The 23,652-nt window shown below is 40.1% G+C and carries 12 protein-coding genes; 9 read left to right on the top strand and 3 right to left on the bottom strand.

Going from position 1 to position 23,652, the window contains the following annotated elements:
* The 5 genes from FEE95_RS15440 to FEE95_RS15420 form a co-directional block, all read left to right on the top strand.
* Nucleotides 1–8,176: beta strand repeat-containing protein (locus tag FEE95_RS15440; protein ID WP_212748446.1), on the top strand; the 8,176-nt coding region annotated here is incomplete at its 5' end.
* Nucleotides 8,177–8,205: 29 nt separating this feature from the next.
* Complete coding sequence (locus FEE95_RS15435; protein ID WP_238474595.1) at nt 8,206–10,212, top strand: T9SS type B sorting domain-containing protein; 2,007 nt, start codon at nt 8,206–8,208, stop codon at nt 10,210–10,212.
* Between the two features lie 66 nt (nt 10,213–10,278).
* On the top strand, nt 10,279–11,169 hold the full coding sequence (locus FEE95_RS15430; RefSeq protein ID WP_238474609.1) for a PorP/SprF family type IX secretion system membrane protein: 891 nt from the start codon (nt 10,279–10,281) through the stop codon (nt 11,167–11,169).
* Between the two features lie 52 nt (nt 11,170–11,221).
* Nucleotides 11,222–17,275 carry a T9SS type B sorting domain-containing protein gene (locus FEE95_RS22170; protein ID WP_171037062.1) on the top strand — a complete coding sequence of 2,018 codons (6,054 nt, stop codon included), beginning with the start codon at nt 11,222–11,224 and terminating at the stop codon, nt 17,273–17,275.
* A 27-nt stretch (nt 17,276–17,302) separates the two neighbouring features.
* A complete protein-coding gene (locus FEE95_RS15420; protein WP_138658895.1) occupies nt 17,303–18,355 on the top strand; it encodes a TolB family protein in 1,053 nt (350 codons plus the stop codon).
* Between the two features lie 86 nt (nt 18,356–18,441).
* Here FEE95_RS15420 and FEE95_RS15415 read toward each other — a convergent pair whose 3' ends face one another.
* Nucleotides 18,442–18,939, bottom strand: coding sequence for a hypothetical protein (locus tag FEE95_RS15415; RefSeq protein ID WP_138658894.1), 498 nt, complete (start codon nt 18,937–18,939; stop codon nt 18,442–18,444).
* A 234-nt stretch (nt 18,940–19,173) separates the two neighbouring features.
* On the opposite strand from FEE95_RS15415, the gene idi reads away from it, so the two are divergent.
* From idi to FEE95_RS15395, 4 genes are all read left to right on the top strand, one after another.
* Nucleotides 19,174–19,701, top strand: a complete 528-nt coding sequence (gene idi / locus FEE95_RS15410; protein ID WP_138658893.1) for an isopentenyl-diphosphate Delta-isomerase — start codon at nt 19,174–19,176, stop codon at nt 19,699–19,701.
* Nucleotide 19,702: 1 nt separating this feature from the next.
* Entirely contained in the window at nt 19,703–20,116 is a 414-nt protein-coding gene (locus tag FEE95_RS15405; protein WP_138658892.1) for a 6-pyruvoyl trahydropterin synthase family protein, read from the top strand.
* 81 nt (nt 20,117–20,197) lie between these two features.
* Nucleotides 20,198–21,160 carry a type I phosphomannose isomerase catalytic subunit gene (locus FEE95_RS15400; protein ID WP_138658891.1) on the top strand — a complete coding sequence of 321 codons (963 nt, stop codon included), beginning with the start codon at nt 20,198–20,200 and terminating at the stop codon, nt 21,158–21,160.
* 70 nt (nt 21,161–21,230) lie between these two features.
* Nucleotides 21,231–21,500 carry a hypothetical protein gene (locus FEE95_RS15395; RefSeq protein WP_138658890.1) on the top strand — a complete coding sequence of 90 codons (270 nt, stop codon included), beginning with the start codon at nt 21,231–21,233 and terminating at the stop codon, nt 21,498–21,500.
* A 57-nt stretch (nt 21,501–21,557) separates the two neighbouring features.
* Here the strand turns inward: FEE95_RS15395 and FEE95_RS15390 are convergent, their stop codons facing one another.
* Nucleotides 21,558–22,262 (bottom strand): DUF4369 domain-containing protein, encoded by a 705-nt coding sequence (locus FEE95_RS15390; RefSeq protein ID WP_138658889.1) that lies wholly within the window; start codon nt 22,260–22,262, stop codon nt 21,558–21,560.
* 60 nt (nt 22,263–22,322) lie between these two features.
* On the bottom strand, nt 22,323–23,645 hold the full coding sequence (locus FEE95_RS15385; protein WP_138658888.1) for a DUF819 family protein: 1,323 nt from the start codon (nt 23,643–23,645) through the stop codon (nt 22,323–22,325).
* Nucleotides 23,646–23,652: the final 7 nt, after the last annotated feature.

Here is a 23,652-nt window from a genome sequence, read left to right as displayed (position 1 = left end):
CACGTATACGGATGAGAGCGGGGCAACCCAGACCATCGATACGAACGCGAGTTCGAACCCTTATGACAATACGACATCGGGCTTAACGGCAACGGATGTACAGGCGGCGATCGATGAGATCAATGCAGCGGCGGGAACCGTGGCTTTGACCGACAACCTTGACGGTACGTATACCTTTACTGATGCCGCAGGCGGGACCGTACTTATTACGGATACTTCCTTATCGACGATGTCTGCTCCTGTAAACGGGGTTTACACGTATACCGATGAGAGCGGGGCAACCCAGACCATCGATACGAACGCGAGTTCGAACCCTTATGACAATACGACATCGGGCTTAACGGCAACGGATGTACAGGCGGCGATCGATGAGATCAATGCAGCGGCGGGAACCGTGGCTTTGACCGACAACCTTGACGGTACGTATACCTTTACTGATGCCGCAGGCGGGACCGTACTTATTACGGATACTTCCTTATCGACGATGTCTGCTCCTGTAAACGGGGTTTACACGTATACCGATGAAGCAGGCAATGTACAGACTATTGATTCAAATGATCCTGATGCTGTCGTCGGAAATGAAGTGGTAAATGGTACAGATGCTACCTTGACTAGATCCGGTACAGGAACTAATGCCGACCCATATACTTTAGATGTATCAGCAGATGGAATAACCAATGCTGAAATTGCCGATGATGCAGTTCAATTAGAAAATATTGCCAATGGTACAACTACAGGTCAAGTTATCCAGTGGGATGGTACGGATTGGGTGCTTATAGATTTAGGATCTGTAACAGTTACTGAAATAGACGGAGTTATAGGAAATGAAGTTGTAAATGGTACGGATGCCACCTTGACCAGATCCGGAACTGGAACCAATGCCGATCCCTATACTTTGGATGTGGCTGCCGACGGAATAACGAATGCTGAAATCTCAGATAACGCTGTACAATTGGAAAATATAGCTGATGGTTCAGCTATTGGCCAAATCATGCAGTGGAACGGAACGGACTGGACTCTCGTTGACGGAGGTGGTTTAAGCACAGATGACCAGAATATTGAAAGTCTAGGGGTTGACACAACAACAAATGTGTTGACTGTCGGAATCGAAGATGGAACAAGCCAGACAGTGGACCTTTCACATTTAGATGATGCCGGCACTGACGACCAGGATGCAACCGAGGTAAATTTGAACGCTGCGGTAGATGTTGATGGCGATGGAAACAACGAAACGACGGTCCAGGAAGCTATCGAGGACTTAGCTGCGGGTAGTACGGATGACCAGAACATCGAAAGTCTAGGAGTCGATACGACAACAAATGTATTGACCGTAGGTATCGAGGATGGCACAAGCCAGACAGTGGATCTTTCCCATTTAGATGATGCAGGTACTGATGATCAAATTGCATCCGAAGTTAATATTACCGACGCTGGAGGTAACTTTACAGCGACGGAGGTCGAAGGTGCGCTAGCGGAACTCGCTGCTGGTAGTACAGACGATCAGAACATTGAAAATCTGGCACTTAATGGGGCCACCAACGAACTGACAGTGGGAATCGAAGACGGAACAAGTCAAACAGTCGATCTTTCAGGCTTAGTCGGGACTGATGACCAAGATGCTACGGAAGTAAACTTGAATACAGCGGTGGATGTTGATGGCGATGGAAATAATGAAACAACGGTCCAGGAAGCTATCGAAGATTTAGCTGCGAACAGCACAGACGATCAAAATATTAGCACAGATGGCTCAGCTGGTAATATTTCCATTGAAGATGGAAATACAATTACTTTAAATGTAAATGATGCGGATGCTGTTATTGGAAACGAGTACAATACAGGTAGTGCAATTACCGCGGGAAGCCTAGAGATAACAGATGGTGGCGGTACAGAGTCGGTGAACTTGATTAGTGGAGATGCTAACAACGATATTACTGCTGGTACTGATGGAGCATTATATTTGAATGTGGCTTCTGTAACTATTTCTGAGACCAATACAACATTGGGCTTCAACGGAGCGACCAATGAACTAACCTATACAAATGAACTGGGAAATAATCCAGTTTTGGACCTTTCCAGTCTAGTTGGTACGGACGATCAAACAGCGACGGAAGTAACTTATGACAATACTACATCAGGATTGACAGCAACAGATACACAAGCTGCCATTGATGAACTTTCAGCTGGAAGCACAGATAATCAAAACATTGAAAGTCTAGGAGTCGATACTACGACGAATGTATTGACCGTAGGTATCGAAGATGGTACAAGTCAAACTGTTGACCTTTCACATTTGGACGATGCAGGTACTGATGATCAAATTGCATCCGAAGTTAATATTACAGATGCCGGGGGCAACTTTACAGCGACAGAGGTTGAGGGTGCGTTAGCGGAGCTTGCCGCTAGTAGTACGGACAATCAGAACATTGAAAATCTGGCACTTAATGGAGCTACGAATGAATTGACAGTTGGTATCGAAGACGGAACGAGTCAAACGGTCGATCTTTCTGGCTTAGTGGGTACTGATAACCAAAACATCGAGAGTTTAGGCGTAAATGCAACCACGAATATATTGACAGTAGGTATTGAAGATGGAACGGGGCAAACAGTTGATCTTTCCCACTTGGATGATGCAGGTACGGATAACCAAAACATCGAAAGTTTAGGCGTAGATGCAACTTCTAATATCCTGACGGTAGGTATCGAGGATGGAACAAGTCAGACAGTTGATCTTTCCCACTTGGATGATGCCGGTACTGACAATCAGAACATCGAAAGTTTAGGCGTTGATGCTACTTCCAATATCCTAACTGTAGGTATTGAAGATGGAACCAGTCAGACAGTAGATCTTTCCCACTTGGATGATGCCGGTACCGACAATCAGAACATCGAAAGTTTAGGCGTTGATGCTACTTCCAATATCCTAACGGTAGGTATTGAAGATGGAACGAGTCAGACAGTTGACCTTTCCCATTTGGACGATGCTGGTACCGACAATCAGAACATTGAGAGTTTAGGACTTTCAGGAGCCAATGTACTGACAGTTGGAATCGAAGATGGTTCATCACAGACTGTTGATCTATCAGGTCTGGTTGGAACGGATGACCAGACAGCGGTGGAGGTAAGCATAGCGGATGCTGGAGGTAACTTTACTTCAACAGACGTTGAGGGAGCTTTGACGGAATTGGCAGCTGGCAGTACTGATAACCAGAATATCGAGAATTTAGGAGTTAGTACGACCACAAATGTATTGACAGTCGGTATCGAGGATGGTACGAGCCAAACGGTTGACCTTTCTCATTTAGATGATGCAGGAACCGATAATCAGAATATTGAAAGCCTTGCAGTGAATGCAACAACGAATGTACTAACGGTAGGCATCGAGGATGGAACGAGTCAAACAGTCGACCTATCTCATTTGGATGATGCAGGAACGGATGACCAAACTGCTGCAGAAGTAAGTATAGCTGATGCTGGTGGAAACTTCACGTCAACGGACGTTGAGGGAGCTTTGACCGAATTGGCAGCAGGAAGTACGGATAATCAGAATATTGAAAATCTTGGACTTTCAGGAGCCAACATATTAACAGTAGGAATTGAAGATGGTTCATCACAGACTGTTGATCTATCAGGTTTGGTCGGTACTGATAATCAGAATATCGAAAGCTTAGCAGTAAATACAACGTCAAATGTGTTGACCGTCGGTATCGAGGATGGTACAAGCCAAACGGTTGATCTTTCACATTTGGATGATGCCGGAACGGACAGTCAGACATTATCTACTGATGGCACTGCTGGTGATATTACTATTTCAGGTGGAAACAATATTACCTTGAATGTTGATGATGCTGATTCTATCATTGGTAATGAGGTCGTTAATGCTACAGATGCTACTTTGACTAGATCAGGAGCGGGAACGACATTAAGTCCATATACCTTGGATGTAGCTGCTGATGGAATTACCAATGCTGAAATTGCCGATGACGCAGTACAGTTAGAAAATATTGCTGATGGTACTTCTGACGGGCAGGTAATGCAGTGGGATGGAACATCTTCTTCCTGGACTTTAGTAGACTTGGGTTCAGTAACAGTAACAGAAAACGATGGTGTTATTGGGAATGAAGTTGTTAATGCAACAGATGGTACTTTGGTGCGTTCAGGAGCTGGTACGACGGTTAGTCCATACACATTAGATGTTGCTGCGGATGGAATTACCAATGCTGAAATTGCAGACAACGCCGTACAATTGGAAAACATAGCCGATGGAACATCTGCTGATCAAATTATGCAGTGGAATGGAGCAAACTGGGTTTTAGTGGATGGAGCAGGTTTGAGTACGGACAATCAGAATATCGAAAGCTTAGCAGTAAATACAACATCAAATGTATTGACAGTCGGTATCGAGGATGGAACAAGCCAAACGGTTGATCTTTCACATTTGGATGATGCCGGAACTGACAACCAGAATATCGAAAGCTTAGCTGTAAATACAACGTCAAATGTATTGACAGTCGGTATCGAGGATGGCACAAGTCAAACAGTTGATCTTTCCCACTTGGATGATGCTGGTACTGATAATCAAAACATTGAGAGTTTAGGACTTTCAGGCGCCAATGTATTAACAGTTGGAATAGAGGATGGTTCATCACAGACTGTTAATCTATCAAGTTTAGTCGGTACGGATGACCAGACCGCTTCAGAGGTAAGTATAGCCGACGCAGGGGGTAATTTCACATCAACAGATGTCGAGGGAGCTTTGACCGAACTAGCTGCTGGAAGTACCGACAATCAGAATATCGAAAGCTTAGCAGTAAATACAACATCAAATGTATTGACAGTCGGTATCGAGGATGGAACAAGCCAAACAGTTGATCTTTCACATTTGGATGATGCCGGAACTGACAACCAGAATATCGAGAGTTTAGGACTTTCAGGCGCCAATGTATTAACAGTTGGAATCGAAGATGGTTCTTCACAAACTGTTGACTTATCAGGTTTGGTTGGTACCGATAACCAGAACATTGAGAGCCTGGCAGTAAATACAACGTCAAATGTATTGACAGTTGGTATCGAGGATGGAACAAGCCAAACGGTTGATCTTTCACATTTGGATGATGCCGGAACTGACAACCAGAATATCGAAAGCTTAGCTGTAAATACAACGTCAAATGTATTGACAGTCGGTATCGAGGATGGTACAAGTCAAACAGTAGATTTATCTCATTTAGACGATGCAGGTACGGATGATCAGACTGCTGCAGAGGTAAGTATAGCCGATGCAGGGGGTAATTTCACATCAACAGATGTTGAGGGAGCTTTGACCGAATTGGCAGCAGGAAGTACAGATAATCAAAACATCGAGAGCTTAGGTGTAAATACAACATCTAACGTGTTGACGGTAGGTATCGAAGATGGAACGAGTCAAACGGTTGATCTTTCACATTTGGATGATGCCGGAACTGACAACCAGAATATCGAAAGCTTAGCGGTAAATACAACGTCAAATGTATTGACGGTTGGTATCGAGGATGGTACAAGTCAAACAGTAGATTTATCTCATTTAGACGATGCAGGTACGGATGACCAGACCGCTTCAGAGGTAAGCATAGCCGACGCTGGGGGTAACTTCACATCAACAGATGTTGAGGGAGCTTTGACCGAATTGGCAGCAGGAAGTACAGATAATCAAAACATCGAGAGCTTAGCTGTAAATACAACATCAAATGTATTGACAGTTGGTATCGAGGATGGCGCAAGCCAAACAGTTGATCTTTCCCACTTGGATGATGCTGGTACTGATAATCAAAACATTGAGAGTTTAGGACTTTCAGGCGCCAATGTATTAACAGTTGGAATAGAGGATGGTTCATCACAGACTGTTAATCTATCAAGTTTAGTCGGTACGGATGACCAGACCGCTTCAGAGGTAAGTATAGCCGACGCAGGGGGTAACTTCACATCGACAGATGTCGAGGGAGCTTTGACCGAATTAGCTGCCGGAAGTACAGATAATCAAAACATCGAGAGCCTAGCAGTAAATACCACAACGAATGTATTGACTGTAGGTATAGAAGACGGTTCAAGCGATACAGTAGATCTTTCCCACTTGGATAATCCAGGAACGGACAATCAAAATATCGAGAATCTAGGATTGGCCGGTACCACCTTAACTGTGGGCATCGAAGACGGAACTGCTCAAACGGTTAATCTATCGAGTTTGGTGGGAACTGACAACCAGAATATCGAGAGCCTGGCAGTAAATACCACAACGAATATATTGACTGTAGGTATTGAAGATGGTTCAAGCGATACGGTAGATCTTTCCCACTTGGATAATCCAGGTACTGATAATCAAAATATAGAAAGTCTTGCTGTAAACACCACTACGAATGTATTGACAGTTGGTATCGAGGATGGTACAAGTCAAACCGTGAATTTATCGCATTTGGATAATTCAGGTACGGACAATCAGAATATTGAGAGCCTTGGACTATCAGGCGCCAATGTATTGACAGTTGGTATTGAGGATGGTTCATCGCAGACTGTTAATCTATCTAGTTTGGTGGGCACCGATAACCAGAACATCGAAAGCCTAGCAGTAAATACCACAACGAATGTATTGACTGTAGGTATCGAAGATGGTTCAAGCGATACTGTTGATCTTTCCCACTTGGACGATTCCGGAACGGACAATCAAAATATCGAGAATCTAGGATTGGCCGGTACTACCTTAACAGTGGGCATTGAAGACGGAACTGCTCAAACGGTTAATCTATCGAGTTTGGTCGGAACTGATAACCAGAATATCGAGAGCTTAGCGGTAAATACTACTACTAATGTACTGACCGTAGGTATCGAAGATGGTTCAAGCGATACAGTAGATCTTTCCCACTTGGATAATCCAGGTACGGACAATCAAAATATCGAGAATCTAGGCTTGGCGGGTACTACCTTAACAGTGGGCATCGAAGACGGAACGGCTCAAACGGTTAATCTATCGAGTTTGGTAGGAACTGACAATCAGAATATCGAGAGCTTAGCGGTAAATACTACTACTAATGTACTGACCGTAGGTATCGAAGATGGTTCAAGCGATACAGTAGATCTTTCCCACTTGGATAATCCAGGTACGGACAATCAAAATATAGAAAGTCTTGCGGTAAACACTACTTCCAATGTATTGACGGTAGGTATCGAGGATGGTACAAGTCAAACTGTGAATTTATCGCATTTGGATGATTCAGGTACGGACAATCAAAATATAGAAAGCCTTGGTTTATCAGGTACCACGTTAACAGTGGGTATTGAAGATGGGTCCAGTCAAACAGTTGATCTTGCAGGTTTAAGCGACCACGACTGGTATGAAGTAGGTGGTACGTCTGCCCCGAATGCCATTGGGGATAATATATTCACACAAGGTACAGTTGCTATAGGAAGGGCTACTGTGACTGCAGGACGTACACTTGATGTTGAGGGTGATATTGAATTAAATGAGCGTGTTTATATGAACGGAGACGAAGCTTTCCAATCTTTAACTTCTAATAATTGGTTGCGAATAAATCCGAGTAACGATTTTAGTTCAGGAACACGCGTTGATGGTCATTTTAGAGCCGATGATCGCATGACTGTAAATGAAAGTGGAAATAACAATGATATGAGAGTTGAAGGGCAAAATGATATTAATCTTTTGTTCACTGACGCTTCTACTGACCAAGTTGGTATCGGCTTAAACAGCCCTGAAGCCAAATTAGATGTAAATGGTAATGCACGGGTACGTACTTTGCCTGCTGCTGCAGACACCGATCAACTTGTTTCGGCAGATGTAGATGGTAACCTTAGGAAGGTAAATTCTTTGAAAGCTTCAAAAGTTTTCTATCCACCCTCAATAACCGTAGATGCATCTACTACGGGTATAAAAAACATCGATTTATATGACGAGTATTTGACTCAATTTAGCATGCCAACGGTTGGTAGTACGGGAGCTCCACTGGCTGTACCATTTTACGGTCCGACAGATTTGTATTATTATGTGACATATGCTGATCCTACCGTTTTCGAAACTGACATAGGTGACCCCAATTTTCCAACAATCGATGCCGATGGTAATTTGACCATAGAGGTTGAAAACATCCCAACAGATTATAACACATTAATCAACGTAGTATTCGTTGTTAAGTAAATTTAGTAACCGAACGATCCCAAATCGAATTGAAAGTAATCCCTACATATAAAAAGCTAATCCTCAGCCTTGTTTTTACCTTGCTGGGGATTCTTGTATCCAATGCCCAGTTCTTACTACAAGCGCCCAACAGTGGTGACGAAACAAATTATCAATGGTATGAGGCTCAGGATACAAGTACAGTTTTAGGAACTGATTTCTTCTTAGAAGTTACTGAGCAAGGTGTATACTTTGCAACTTATGATGGCACACTTTGCGGCTCAAACGCTACTGGGTATTTCATTGTAACGAATTGTAACTCTCCTTACAATGAGGTTATCATGGATATTACCGCTAATATTCCCTCCGGGGCAACAGTTAGTTGGAATCCCTCGGTAACAGGGGACCAAACAAGACCGATGGTTATTGCAACACAGACGGTACAACGCTATACGGCAACCATCACAAAAGCGGGTAACAATAGTAGCTTACCCAATTTCACGATTGTGTGTATCGATGAATCGGCGACCTTAGTTGATGATGTCGTTACAACGGATGAAGATGTTTCCGTTACGATTGATATTTACGACAACGATTCAGATTTACCTGACACAGGCACACTTACCACTACCAACCCAACAAATGGAACTGTAATTGTAGATAACAATAGTACTCCGAACAATCCTTTGGATGATATTGTCACCTATGTTCCGAATCCGGATTATAATGGTCCAGATTCTTTTGATTATACGGTTTGTAACATCTTTGGTGATTGCAGTACTGCAACTGTAAATATTGATGTGCTTCCTATTGTTGACGCAATTGATGATTTTGTAGCTACTCCTGAAGATACTCCCCTTGATATTGATATTTTGGGCAATGATAATGATCTTCCATCAACAGGCACATTAACAACGACAACCCCAACTGACGGTACGGTGGTCATTAATGATAACGGTACTCCTAACATTCCTTCAGATGATACCGTGACCTACACCCCGAACACGGATTTCGTGGGAGTCGACACTTTCGACTATACCATTTGTGATTCGGTTGGAAATTGTAGCACTGGAACGGTAACTATTGTTGTTACGGATGTAATAAATCTTGATACGGATAATGATGGAATTCTTGATAATATAGAAGACCTAGATGCTGACAACGACGGTGACCCAACGACCAATCCTACAGATACCGATGGTGACGGTATTGCAGATTATTTAGATATCGATAGTGATAATGATGGTATTCCAGATAATGTTGAAGGACAAACAACAGATGATTATATAGCACCAAGTGGAGAAGATTTGAATGCAAATGGTCTGGATGATGCCTACGAACAGAATGGTAACCTAGGAATATTCCCAGTGGACACTGATAATGACTTACTTGCAGATTATTTAGATGAGGATAGCGATAATGACAACGTTCCTGATAATATAGAAGGTCATGACAACAATCAAGATGGAATCCCTGATGTTGTTTTAATTGGTTCGGATAAAGACTTAGATGGCTTAGATGATGCTTATGAAGGTACCACTCAAATAGATTTGGATGTTAATGATGAAATCGATGATCCCTACAACGACCTTCCGAATACAGACGGTGATGGCGAATCAGATTATAGGGATACTGACGACGACGACGACGGAATTGATACAATTGATGAAGATATGAATGGTGATGGAAACTACGCTAATGATGATAGTGATGGAGATGCAATTCCCGAATACCTAGATCGTCCAGCACCTGAGGCAATTGAAATCTTTAATGTGATTACACCAAATGGGGATGGTATTCATGATGTTCTAACGATTTCAGGTTTAGAGAATTACCCAGTAAATACAATTCGAATTTATAACCGTTGGGGAGTTTTAGTATATACAACAAATGCTTACAACACAGAAGGAAATGTCTTTGATGGAACATCAATAGGAAGAGTAACAGTTCAGGTAGATAATAAATTACCTGTGGGTACGTATTTCTATATTTTAGATTACGAAGACGAGAATGACAATATGAAATCACTGTCAGGTTACTTATACCTAAATAGATAATTTATGAGGTCTCAAGTGAAAAACTATATATGTGTTAGATCGACTTTAGTCAAGATTATTTTCTTGATGTTGGTCTCCGGTACATCCATGTACGCTCAGCAAGACGCGCAGTATACACAATACATGTATAACACGGTAAGTGTAAACCCGGGTTATGCGGGCTCGAGAGGTCATTTAAGCGTCGGTGCCCTTCATAGATCGCAGTGGGTAGGTCTCGATGGAGCACCTACTACACAAACTTTTAATATTCACTCACCAATAGGGTACAGAGGAGTAGGCCTAGGACTGTCAGTTGTAAATGATAAAATCGGCCCTACTTCAGAAACGAATTTTGATATTGACTTTTCATACACTATTTACACATCAACAGAAGCTAGATTAAGTTTTGGATTAAAGGCAAGTGGAAACCTTTTAGATGTTAAGTTCTCTGAACTGAACCAATTTACTACTGACCCAAATTTAGCAGTAGATATTGATAACAGATTTACCCCGAATTTTGGAGCAGGGGTATATTATCATACCAACAAATTCTATGCAGGACTTTCGGTACCAAGGTTTTTACAAACTACTCATTTTGATGAATCTTCCTTATCGACAGCCAAAGAGCAAATGAACTTTTATTTTATAACCGGATATGTTTGGGATTTAAACACTTCATTGAAATTTAAACCAACAGTATTGGCCAAGGTGGTTCAAGGCGCCCCTTTACAAGTAGATCTTTCCGCTAATTTCATGCTAAGTGATAAATTCATATTAGGAGCTGCGTATCGCTGGGATGCAGCGGTAAGTGGGATGCTAGGTTTTAATATCTCAGAAGGATTCCTGATTGGTTTGGCATATGATAGAGAAGTTACTGAATTAGGTAGTGCGGCCTTTAATGATGGTTCGTTTGAGGTCATATTGCGTTATGATTTTATCAAGACAAAAGGGCAGTTGAAATCGCCAAGATTTTTCTAAATAACAAGATAAACATGTTTGTATGAAATAAAATCAATAATCAACCAATTCCATGCCCCTCAAAAACACTGACCATCTTTTTCTAAATATATTATGGCGCTCAAAAACCTTGATTTTTGTGATTGCTATATTTTCATTTATTCAGAAATCACATAGTCAGGCGAATTCTATCAGAACAGGAGTTACCTTTAACTGGGCCGATAATCAAAGTTCACTCAGCGATCCTGCAAATTTACAGTCAATAAATATTGGAGGAGTAGATTATACAACTTTTGTTGTTCCTTCATCATATGAGATGACCAATCTTGGACCTGGTGGTCATAATCAAAATAATATATGGACAAACGGTACCCAAACCACCAGTGGAAGTGATGATCCCAATTGGGCTTCCGATGCTCTAGACGCTTATCAATCATTGAACCTTAATCATTATTTTCAATCCAATAGTGCTGGGGATAATTTTTGCAATGACTATACGGCCGTTGCTACTACAAATGCACAGATTCAAACAATCCGATATCTACCTGGTATTCCTTCAAATCCGGATGGGGTTATTGCCATTACAGAGCGTGGCGGTAATAACTGTATGTATATTGAATTGCACGGTATTCCTGCAGGAGGTGGGCCGGAACAATTATTGGGTCGCACATTTGTTAGAAACGAATTCAATTTGACTGGTGTAGGGCCTCAGGTGGCACCTTCCGCAAATAGCGATTATTGGAGTAGTGGGAGAAACAATGAAAATAACCAAGTAATCGGTATTGCTCTATATCATCTTTCTGACATGGCGCCAGTTGGTTCTTTGATCACTTCGATTCGTTATCTAGGTGCAACAACCGACCATGGTGATGGCAAGTTCTTTTTGATGCAAACCTATGCAGAGGATGATACCCTTGAAATCAAATTAGATCGTGAAGGCAATGGTGATATCGGCGAAAATGACATGGTACCCGCGGGTAGTACATATACACTTACTACCACCACTTCAAATGGAAATTTGACTTTCAATCCGGATGGGACATTCAATTACGTGCCTAATCCCGGCTATACAGGAAATGATACCTTTGAATATGAAGTATGCCTTCCTCCACCTAATGCAAGCGTTTGTGATACCGGGATAGCTATTATAATTATTAAACTTGAAGCAATATTTGATAATTTGAATGTGGCCATTAATACTACCGATAATGTCGTTAACGTTCTTGACAACGATAATTTCGGAAGTTCAGGTCTGCAAGCAAATGGGGCGATAACAAACTTTACATTACCTGTTAATGGTACAATAGCCCTAAATGATAATGGTACGCCTGTTGACTCCAACGATGATTTTTTCACCTATACGCCGAACAATGGCTTTCTTGGTACGGATACATTTAGTTATGAAATTACCGATGCCGGTGGAGGTACAGATGTGGCCTATGTATATCTTACCGTATCAGATGATATAGATAGCGACGGTGTAGACGATAGAACAGATGAAGATGATGACAATGATGGGATATTGGACACGGCTGAAGGAATGGAGTGCATTAATGACGATTATTTTGCTTGGGAATTTAACACTCCCGTTGGAACTAGGACTAATGATTTTGTTCAGAACCCAGCAATTTCGAATTGGCTTATTTCTAACACTACCGATGTTACGACGGGTGCCGGTTTAACGGGTGGTTCTCCAAATTCAGAGCTACAATTATCCAATATGGACGCCTTGAACTATAGCGAAGCAATAGCTCAAGAAGAATATGTTGAGGTTAGTTTTACAACTGCCGTTGGATTAATCAATCCTTTAATGGAAAGGGTGGGTATGAATTGGTATCAAAATGGAGGTGGTACGATAATAGGAAACTCCTACGATGTTGCCCTGGCTATCTCGAAGGATAATTTTACAACCTCGGTCTTGCTTTACTCTGATATTAGAATTCATTATCCGACAAATGGAGTATCGGAATTTTTTGACTTATTTCCCTCCGGTGTAACCTATAATCTTGAAGAGAATACGAACTATACCATGCGAGTCTATGCTTACAATCAACAAAACGATGGCAATGTTGCCTACTCCGTCTTTGATGATTTTACCATTAGGGTTTCATCTTGTCAGAACCGTAATAGCGATAGCGACATAAATCCTGATCATCAGGACTTAGATAGTGACGGCGACGGTATTCCGGATAATGTTGAAGCGCAGACCACAATTGGTTATATCGCTCCGAATGCTGATGATGCTGCGACTTATTTATTAAACAATGGTGTAAACTCAGCTTATTTGGGTGGAATTGTACCTATAAATACTGACACTTCAGATAACCCGGATTATCTCGATTTAGATTCTGATAATGAAGGAGGCAATGATACCAACGAGGCTGGTATTACTCTGTCGAGCAATGATATTGACAATGACGGTCTTGATGATTCTACAGATGAGGATTTAGGGGGATTTATTGACCCAGCCGGGACTATTGACAATCCATTGACAACACCAGTGAGATTACCCGATTTAGATATGGATGCAGGCATTGGTGGAGATGTTGATTATAGAGATGCTGTCGATGATAGCACGGATACAGATAACGATACTATTCCAGATCGGGTGGATATGGATGACGATAATGACGGTATACCTGATATTGAGGAGTGTCTTGGTGAGAATCCTAGAATGTTAAAATATACAATGGCCAGTGGACAAACAATTACAAATGCAGATTATGGATTGAGTGTAACTTCTACAGGACATCCGATAGTAGGTGCCAATGAGTTCCATATTGCTATGGAAGAGGACGCTCCAGGTCATGAATTTACTTTTGCAGAACCTGTTGGACGTCTTTCTTTAACTTTAGGAAATGTGCATTCAACCAACGAAATTGGAGATTTTCAACTCACCCTGGCTGACGGAACCATAGTTTCAAATGCAGATTTCATCGTAACACAGGACGCATTCGAGGATGTATATGATTTTCAAGCTAGGGAAGACAGCGGTGATCCTAATTACGCCATTGATTTGGTGAAAAGAGTAGGTGCACCGTATCCTGCTGGAATACGATATGTCCGAAACGGACCTGGTACTGGGCAATCTTGGGGTATTCTTGTTTTCGAAGGTTACGAATTAAACCCAATTGTAAGCTTTTCATTTACCCAACTTACGGGTCCAGATCTTGGTATGAGCGGGGCTATAGCTGCACTACGACCAGTCGATTGCGATACGGATGGCGATGGGGTTTTCAACTACCTTGATTTAGATAGCGATAATGATGGAATTCTCGATGCGGTCGAAATAGGCCACGGGGCATCACATACAAATGGTATTGTTAGTGGAACCGTTGGAGTTGATGGAATCCCAAATATAGTTCAATCCACGCCTGATGATAGAGCATATAACTACTCTTTTTCTGAAAGTGCTGATGATACCGATACAATATATGATTTTCTTGATTTAGATTCCGATGGTGACGGTATGCCCGATAATGTCGAAGCACAGACAACTATTGGATATGTCAATCCAAATCCTGATGATGCAGCGACTTATTTAACGAATAATGGTGTGAATTCCGCCTATTTGAGTGGTGTGGTTCCTACCAATACAGATGGCACCGATAATCCGGATTATTTGGATACTGACTCTGATAATGAAGGTGGGGATGACGTGGCAGAGGCACAAATTACACTACTGAATTCTGATGGGGATAGCGATGGTTTGGATGATGCGACAGACGCGACGGCAGATTATTCAGATGTAGGAGGAATCATCGACAATCCACTTGTTACGCCAATTATACTTCCAGATGAAGATGGTGACGCTTCTTCTGGTGGTGATGTCGACTTTAGAGACGCTGATGATAATCGACCTGATAATGATAATGATGGTTTGCCAGATGTATTGGATTTTGATGATGACAACGATGGTATCCTCGATACGGACGAAGGTTGTGGAAACTTGATACTAAATGGGTCTTTCGAACGAGATGATTTTACGGATGTAGCTGTCTATGTCAATGCGGGCGCCAACGGAGCTTACATTGGTGCAGATTTAAATACTGACCAAATATCATCTTGGGTTTATACCCAAAATATGGATGCATGGGTAGAAGGTGGAACTTGGGCTCCAGCTTACCATGGTAGACAATATATGGACATTATCGGGGCGGCCACTAGGTCCGGTGGTATCATGAATGAATTCAGTCAAATTATCAATACGGTTCCAGGTAATACCTATACCATTTCACTATACTGGGGAGAAGACTGGGGGCACGCCACAGGTTCGACTGTAAACTTGCAGATTGCTGTTCTTGACGATGCAAACAACACTATACTAAATGACAATCAGAATACAATGGCGCAAGGAGCTATAGGAGGTGTTCGTGGTCCGAATACTTGGTTATACTACGAAAACACCTTTGTAGCGAACAGTGCACAGTCAACAGTACGTTTTACTTCAAATGCTCCTGGCCCAAATTTTTATTCCGGTGCGAATATTGATTTCGTAAGTGTCACGGTAGCTAATCCGTCTAGTTGTTTGGACACCGACAATGATGGCATCATAGATTCCTTCGACCTCGATAGTGATAATGATGGTATTTTAGATGTTGTGGAGGCTGGCCATGGTCAAGCACATACCAACGGAATACTAAATGGAACTACAGGAGCTGATGGTATACCAGATGTGGTCCAAAATGACCCCGACGGCGAAACAATAAATTATACACTTTCTGAAAGTGTCGACGATGTTGATACTATTTATGATTTCTTGGATCTCGATAGTGATGGAGATGGAATTCCAGATAACGTGGAAGCCCAAACAACAATAGGATATATTGCTCCAAATGGAACTGTTGATGTCAATGGTGTAGATGCTGCATATCCTATCGGACTTTTACCAACAAATACTGATGGTGCTGACTTACCTGATTATTTAGATATAGATTCAGATAATGAAGGAGCGGATGATAGAACGGAAGCCGCTATCTCTTTATCAGGGATTGATGCCGATTCAGATGGTCTAGATGATACTGTTGATTCAACAGCAGATTATTCGGATGTAGGTGGAACTATTGATAATCCCTTGAATGCACCAGTTATTCTGCCGGATGCCGATTCAGATGCTAATAACGGAGGTGACGTTGATTTTAGAGATGCCATTGATGACGCCATTATTGATTTGGATAGTGACAACGATGGAATTCTAGATTCTTTCGAGGATTTAAATGCCGATGGCGATAACGATCCGTCTACGAACCCTACCAATTCCGATAATGATATTTATCCGGATTACTTAGATATTGATAGTGATAATGATGGTATTCCTGATAATGTAGAAGCGCAAACTACTACTGGATATATTCCACCAAGCCTACAAGACACTAATGCCAATGGAGTGGATGACGCCTATGAGAATGGTGTTGATATCGGATTAATTCCATTGAATACCGATGGCGTCGACCTTCCAGATTATTTGGATACTGACTCAGACAATGATAATGTTCCAGATAGTACTGAAGCAAGTGACCAAAATCGTGATGGTATTCCAGACGTAGTTTTTATTGGTTCAGATAAAGATGATGATGGTCTAGACGATAGTTTTGAAGGAATTGAACAGATTGATATTGATGTCAATGACGAAATTGATGACCCTATAAATGATCTACCTAATACCGACGGTGATAACGAACCAGATTATAGAGATATTGATGATGACGAGGATGAAATAAATACTATAGACGAAGATATCAACGAAGACGGAGATTACGCTAATGATGATACTGATAATGATGGCACCCCAGATTATTTAGATCCAGATGCACCGCCAATTTTTGAAGACGTTGAGGTATTTAATGTGGTTACGCCCAATGGAGATGGTGCACATGACTATTTAATTATAACAGGTTTAGATGTGCGACTCAATAACACTCTTGAAATTTATAATAGATGGGGAGTATTGATTTATTCAACAACGTCCTATAATACAAACGGAAACACTTTTGACGGGAGGTCGCAAGCTAGGGCAACTTATAGTTCAGGTGAAAAATTACCAGTAGGCACGTATTTTTATATTTTGAATTATGAAGATTTAGACGGAACGAATAAATCATTGTCCGGACATATTTATTTGAATTAATAAACGTTCTAAAGTTATACCAATAGCATGAAAAAACAAGATAAAATACAGTTTGCAAAAAATACTTTCCTTTTGCAGGCGCTCTGTATTTTGACTTTGGTACTTATAGTCTTTTTATTTGGTTCATGCGATAAGGATGAAAATTCTGAAAGCCCAATAAGTGAAAATCCAATCCCTGAGGAGCAATTAACTTCAGGGTTCCTTTTTTCTTCGGATAAGAATGGTCATAATGAGTTATTCAAGCATCAAGACGACCAAGAGACTCTTCTATTAAGTGATCCAAATTATGATTATTGGTGGCCTAAAGTATCTCCAGATAAATCAAAATTTTTAGTATATCGTTCACCAACAAATACTGAGAAAAATCACGATGATTACCAAGAAGCTGAGTTACTTTTAGTAGATGCTGACGGTAAAAATGAGCGTGTGTTAATAGAAAAGGGCAAGCATAGCTGGACTGGACAAGGCGTCGCAAGATGGAACAAAGATGGTTCTAAAATACTAATGATATCCGAGCAGATTGTTCCAGAAGGAAAGCAATGGCGAATGGTGACAACAGATGCTCAGGGGAATAATCCGAAGAACTTATCAGATTGGTGGATAATCGACCCCAATTTTTCTATTGACAATTCGCAAGTCATTTTTATGGCGTTTCCAAATAACATACTATCCTTCGATTTGTCAGAATTGGAATTACATAGTGCTGATTATGATGCTACAAATGAAAGTATTTCTAACATCACAAGGTTAACCACTAACTTTACAAGGGATCACGATCCATCTTTTTCACCAAACGGAAAGCAAATCGTTTTTTCCGCAGGAAACGTAGCCTATACAAATGTTGACATTACGGTTTATGATGTTGAGAGTAATGAAGAAACCAAATTAGTAGACGATACGGGGTCAAATGGGGGAAGTATGTGTTGGTCTTTAGACGGAAAGGAAATCCTTTTTCATAGCCTCAACCTTACACAACATCCATTTCAAATTAAAAAGGTAAATATAAATTCTGATGAGGTCACTACACTATTAGCTTCAACACCACAAGATTTCGGATATTTTCATCCAGAAGTTTATTAAAATATAATACGCGCTTAACCGCGTTATGTTATGGCACAAAAAAACCCAATGATAACATTGGGTTTTTTATTTCAAATGAATCATACTTATTGTTTAAGAGGACCATTGTAAGTTCCTAAAATTTTATTGTTCGCTAAGAGTTTTAATGAAGCCCATTTTTCATCTTTTAATTTTTTTAACAGAAAAGAATATGTATCCCTTTCATATTCAAAAACTAATGAAATCTGAATATTTTCTAAGTCATCTATTTCATAGTTATAATTAGAAACTTGGGCATCATAAGAAGGGATTCTATTTTGTTTGTCAACGTTTTTGGCATTTGGGATAAAGACATTGAACAAGGTCATCCGCATATCAGAAAATGTAAACATTCCTCCATCATCTCCGGATTTGAGTGTTGAGGTTATTTTGTACGGAAAAAAGCCCCATGAAGAGTCCTTGACTGATTCAACTAATTTTTGATGCAGCTCAGCTTGTTTGGCAGCTTTACGCTTTTCGCGCAATTCTTTTTTAGAAAGTTTTCCTTGACCTAATGCAACACCTGAGATTAAAAAAGAGATTAAAAATATGGAGAGTCTTTTCATAACATCCTTTTGACTTAAAAATACAGATTTTTTTACCGATTTAAAAGACACTTTTCTAAATCAATTTTCTTTCAAGGCTTGTTTTATGATAGAATAAAATTTGATAAGAGAATTCGTATTTACATTATCCTGACCGATGCTACCATAAGCATATTTTATTCCTTAGACCCTTTTTAACTACCCTAAAGGTGTTATTTTTGTTAAAAATGCTATTGGTCTTTAAAAGAGAATAATTTGAAAGAAGAGAAGGTAATTCTAGTTAATGAAAATGATGAGCAGATAGGTCTTATGCCTAAAATGGAAGCCCACGAAAAGGCGGTTTTACATAGAGCATTTTCAGTTTTTGTGATGAATGATAAAGGGGAAACGATGCTGCAACAACGTGCAGGGCATAAATACCATTCTCCATTACTTTGGACAAACACTTGTTGCAGCCATCAACGTGAAGGAGAAAACAATATTGTTGCTGGAAAAAGAAGATTGCAAGAAGAGATGGGTTTTGTGACGGAACTTACGGAATTATGCTCTTTTATCTACAAAGCGCCTTTTGATAATGGGCTTACCGAACATGAATTAGACCATGTCATGATTGGTGACTACAATAAAGCACCAGTTATAAATACCGATGAAGTTGCCGATTGGAAATGGATGAAACCTATCGACATTAAAGAGGATATTGCGAAGAACCCCGGTGAATATACGGCCTGGTTTAAAATAATTTTTGAGAAGTTTTATGAACACTTGACGAAAAACCTTTCCTGAAATGAAAGTAAAAGTAAGTAGAAGAGCTCATTTCAACGCAGCCCATCGGTTGTATCGCCCAGACTGGAGTTTTGAAAAAAACGATGAAATTTTCGGTAAATGTAATAATCCGAACTTTCATGGGCATAACTACGAACTTATCGTTAGTGTCTATGGAGAAATAGATTCAGAAACGGGATTTGTTATTGACGTGAAGATTCTGAAAGATTTGATTAAATCAGAAGTTGAAAACGCCTTTGACCATAAAAATTTAAATGTTGAGGTTCCTGAATTCAAAGATTTAAATCCTACTGCTGAAAATATCGCTGTTGTAATCTGGAATAAACTACGTCCACATATCGATTTAGAAAAAGAACTTGAAGTTACTTTATACGAAACACCTCGAAATTTCGTTACTTTTTCAGGTATGAATTAGGATTATTCCTACATCTCGAAGCTCGAGGGGGATTGCCATTTATATCTTGAAATTAATTTCACCAAATAAATCAATTAAGATATGTACCCATTTAAGTTTAAACCGATATTAAAAGAACGTCTTTGGGGAGGCACCAAACTAAAGGATAAACTGGGCAAGCCTATCGAAAATGATATTACTGGTGAAAGTTGGGAGCTTTCGACTGTAAAAGGCGATGTTTCGGTTGTTGCCAATGGAGAGTTGTCAGGCACTTCTTTACAGGAGTTGATTAATAGAAATCCGGAATCAGTGCTGGGAAAAAGCGTAGTGGAACGTTTTGGTACGGATTTTCCAATTCTTATCAAGTTTATTGATGCGAAGAAAGATCTTTCGATTCAATTACATCCTAATGATGAATTGGCGAAGAAGCGTCACGATTCTTTCGGAAAAACAGAAATGTGGTACATTATGGATGCGGATGACGAAGCTAGTCTCATCGTAGGATTTAATAAAGATGTTACCAAAGAGGAGTATGCCCAAAGTCTTGAAAATGACTCACTTTTAGATTTATTAAACTACGAATCGGTTAAGGAGGGCGATACCTTTTTTATTAATACCGGAAAGATTCACGCCATCGGAGCAGGGGTCCTTTTAGCTGAGATACAACAGACGTCAGATGTAACCTATCGTGTTTTTGACTTCAACCGAAGAGATAAAAACGGAAATCTTAGAGAGCTGCATACGGAACAGGCATTAGATGCCATTGATTATGAAAAGAAGGATGATTTTAAAGTAGGTTACCCTAAAGAAATGAACACCGTAAATAAGATGGTGGATTGCCCATATTTTAAAACCAATTTTATAGAACTTTCTGAAGAGCTTGAGTTGAATATAACAGAAAGGGATTCTTTTACCATATTCATGTGCGTTGGCGGTTCTGTGGAAGTTCAAAATGACCATGGTTCGGCAAGAATTCAAAAAGGAGAAACCGTTCTTGTGTCAGCAAATTCTAGTAGAATTCATCTAAAAACTAGCGAAGTGAAACTTCTTGAAGTCACCATCTAAATCGTACTTTTTTTCATTCCCTTGAAGAAGAGAATCCAAATAACCCTATTTTTGTAAAAAAATACTACAAATGGCGAATATTAGAGATTTAAAGAAAGATATCAATTATGTATTGGGTGATATTATAGAAGCTGTATACATTGTTGATGCGGCCAATAATAAACCGGATTCAAAAGAAGGTGCAAAGATTATCGATAGTGCTATCGAAACTTTTGACGATTTGATTGCAAAAGTGAATCTAAGAAGTGTTGAAAATAGGTCGGCTCATTTGAAAGGGGTTCGTCAGGAGCTGGAGAAAAAAGGGAAAGACCTAATCGATAAATTGAACAAGCTCAGTTAGTCTTGATAATTTAAGAATAAAAAAATCCGTCATGAATTTCATGACGGATTTTTTTATTTAATTTTTTACTGATTCGATGTGCGCTTGAAGCAAACGCCCGTATTTTGAAGCTGCAACCTCTGGACTAAGCGAATTATTGATGGAATCCAAATACTTCACATTGGCGTTCGCTATTTCGCTAATCGCAATATATGGCGCTATATAAGAATCTTTGTTGTTAATGGCGTAATTTATGGCGAAAAGATAGCCACGTTGTGTGTTTCGGTCACTTTGACGTTGAAGAGAATCTAGTTGTAACGAATCTAATGGGGTTTCTGAATTATATCCTTGCTGTAATAGTTCAAGATTTCTTTTGTTCACCGTGGTCATGTGTTTTCTATATTCCTCAAGTTTGGCATGAGTGTGAGAACCAGTTATTTCCGCATTGGTATCAAAGGTGTTCCAAGAAGTGTTTATGGTTATATTGCCCGGTTCACCAAAAAAAGTAATACGGTCGTTAATATCATTGTTATCTTTTTTGTTCAAATACAGATAGAATATTTCTGGACTCTCCAGTTCTGTTCGAAAATTAAAACTTCCATTTCCTTTAACTTCCAACGAATCGATTGTAACCAAGGTGGAATCTGGTACATGCTGTAAGTACAAAGTACCCTTTTTAAGTCCTTTCACCGACCCAGAAACAGTCATGGTGTTTTCCGTTATTCCATCTCCACAAGCTAATATTAAAAAGGGTAAAGCGATTGTATAAAGTATCTTCTTCATGTATTTATTTTGGTGCGGCAAATATCTGTAAATTATTTGAAAAGTAATTAGCTTTATTTGTTATGGAGATAGATTCGATGCTACTTCCATCAAATAAGCACAGAACAAAGCTCCGCCCGTTCCAACAACATAACCGAAAACAGCTAGAAGAACTCCTACTGAAGTTAGTGAAGAATGAAACTCGGCAGCAACTACCGGTGCCGAAGCGGCTCCTCCTACATTGGCTTGACTTCCGACTGCTAAAAAGAAATATGGTGCTTTGATAAGTTTAGCAACTAAGATGAGTAATCCTGCATGAATTACTATCCAAATAAAGCCTAACAGAATTAGCCCAGGTGTTTCAAAAGTGCGGGTAAGATCCATTTTAATACCAATAGTAGCTACCAAAATATATATAAACATTCCGCCTATTTTACTTGCTCCTGCTCCTTCATAATTTTTTGCTTTTGTAAATGAAGATGCAACACCAAAAAGGGTAGCGATAACAACCATCCAAAAGAAACTAGACCCTAAAAAAGAAAGGAAATTTGATTTATCTGCTACAGCTGCTATATTTTGCTGTAAGAAAGAACTCAAGTGATTTCCAGAAAAATGAGCAATGCCAACTGCTGTAAAGGCCAGTCCCAACATAACCATATAATCTTTTGTAGTAGGTATTCGTGATATTCTTTCCGTAAATTCAGTGACTTTAGTTTTCAAAATTTCAATAGCAGAAGTGTCTGCCTTCAGCCAAGCATCGATTTTCTTCGTTTTGCCAGCTCCAAAAAGAATGATTGCCATCCAAACATTGGCGACAACAATATCTACTAAAACCATTTTTGTGTAGGCATCACCATTGTATTTAAATACTTCTAGCATCGCAGCTTGATTGGCACTTCCTCCTATCCAGCTCCCAGCTATAGTTGATAACCCCCTCCATATGGCATCAAAATCATTTCCGGCAACAGTTTCAGGCGAAAGAATAGATACAAGTAAAATTGCAATAGGTCCTCCAATTATAATTCCAACGGTTCCAGTAAAGAACATTATAAGGGCCTTAGATCCAAGATTTGCAATTGCTTTCAGATCAATGCTCAATGTCATTAGAACAAGGGCCGCTGGAAGTAAATAGCGACTAGCCATATAGTATAAACGTGAACTGTGTTTTGTAGCATTCCCGAACTCGTCAATAGTATGCCATTCTTCTGCAATTATTCCAAATGAGGCCAATAGACTTGGTAAAAGATAGCACATTAAAACCCCTGGAACTATGGAATAAAATTTCTTCCAAAATCCTGTTTTGATAGATGAGGTGTAAAAAACAAAGCCTAAACTGAGGGCTAATAATCCGAAGACAATAGTATCATCGGTCACAAAAGGTTCTGGTAATAATTTTTCGGTCATTTAGAAG

Source organism: Maribacter algarum (ex Zhang et al. 2020), from assembly GCF_005885635.1.
GTDB lineage: Bacteria > Bacteroidota > Bacteroidia > Flavobacteriales > Flavobacteriaceae > Maribacter_C > Maribacter_C algarum.
This window is presented reverse-complemented; position numbering and strand designations above follow the sequence as displayed.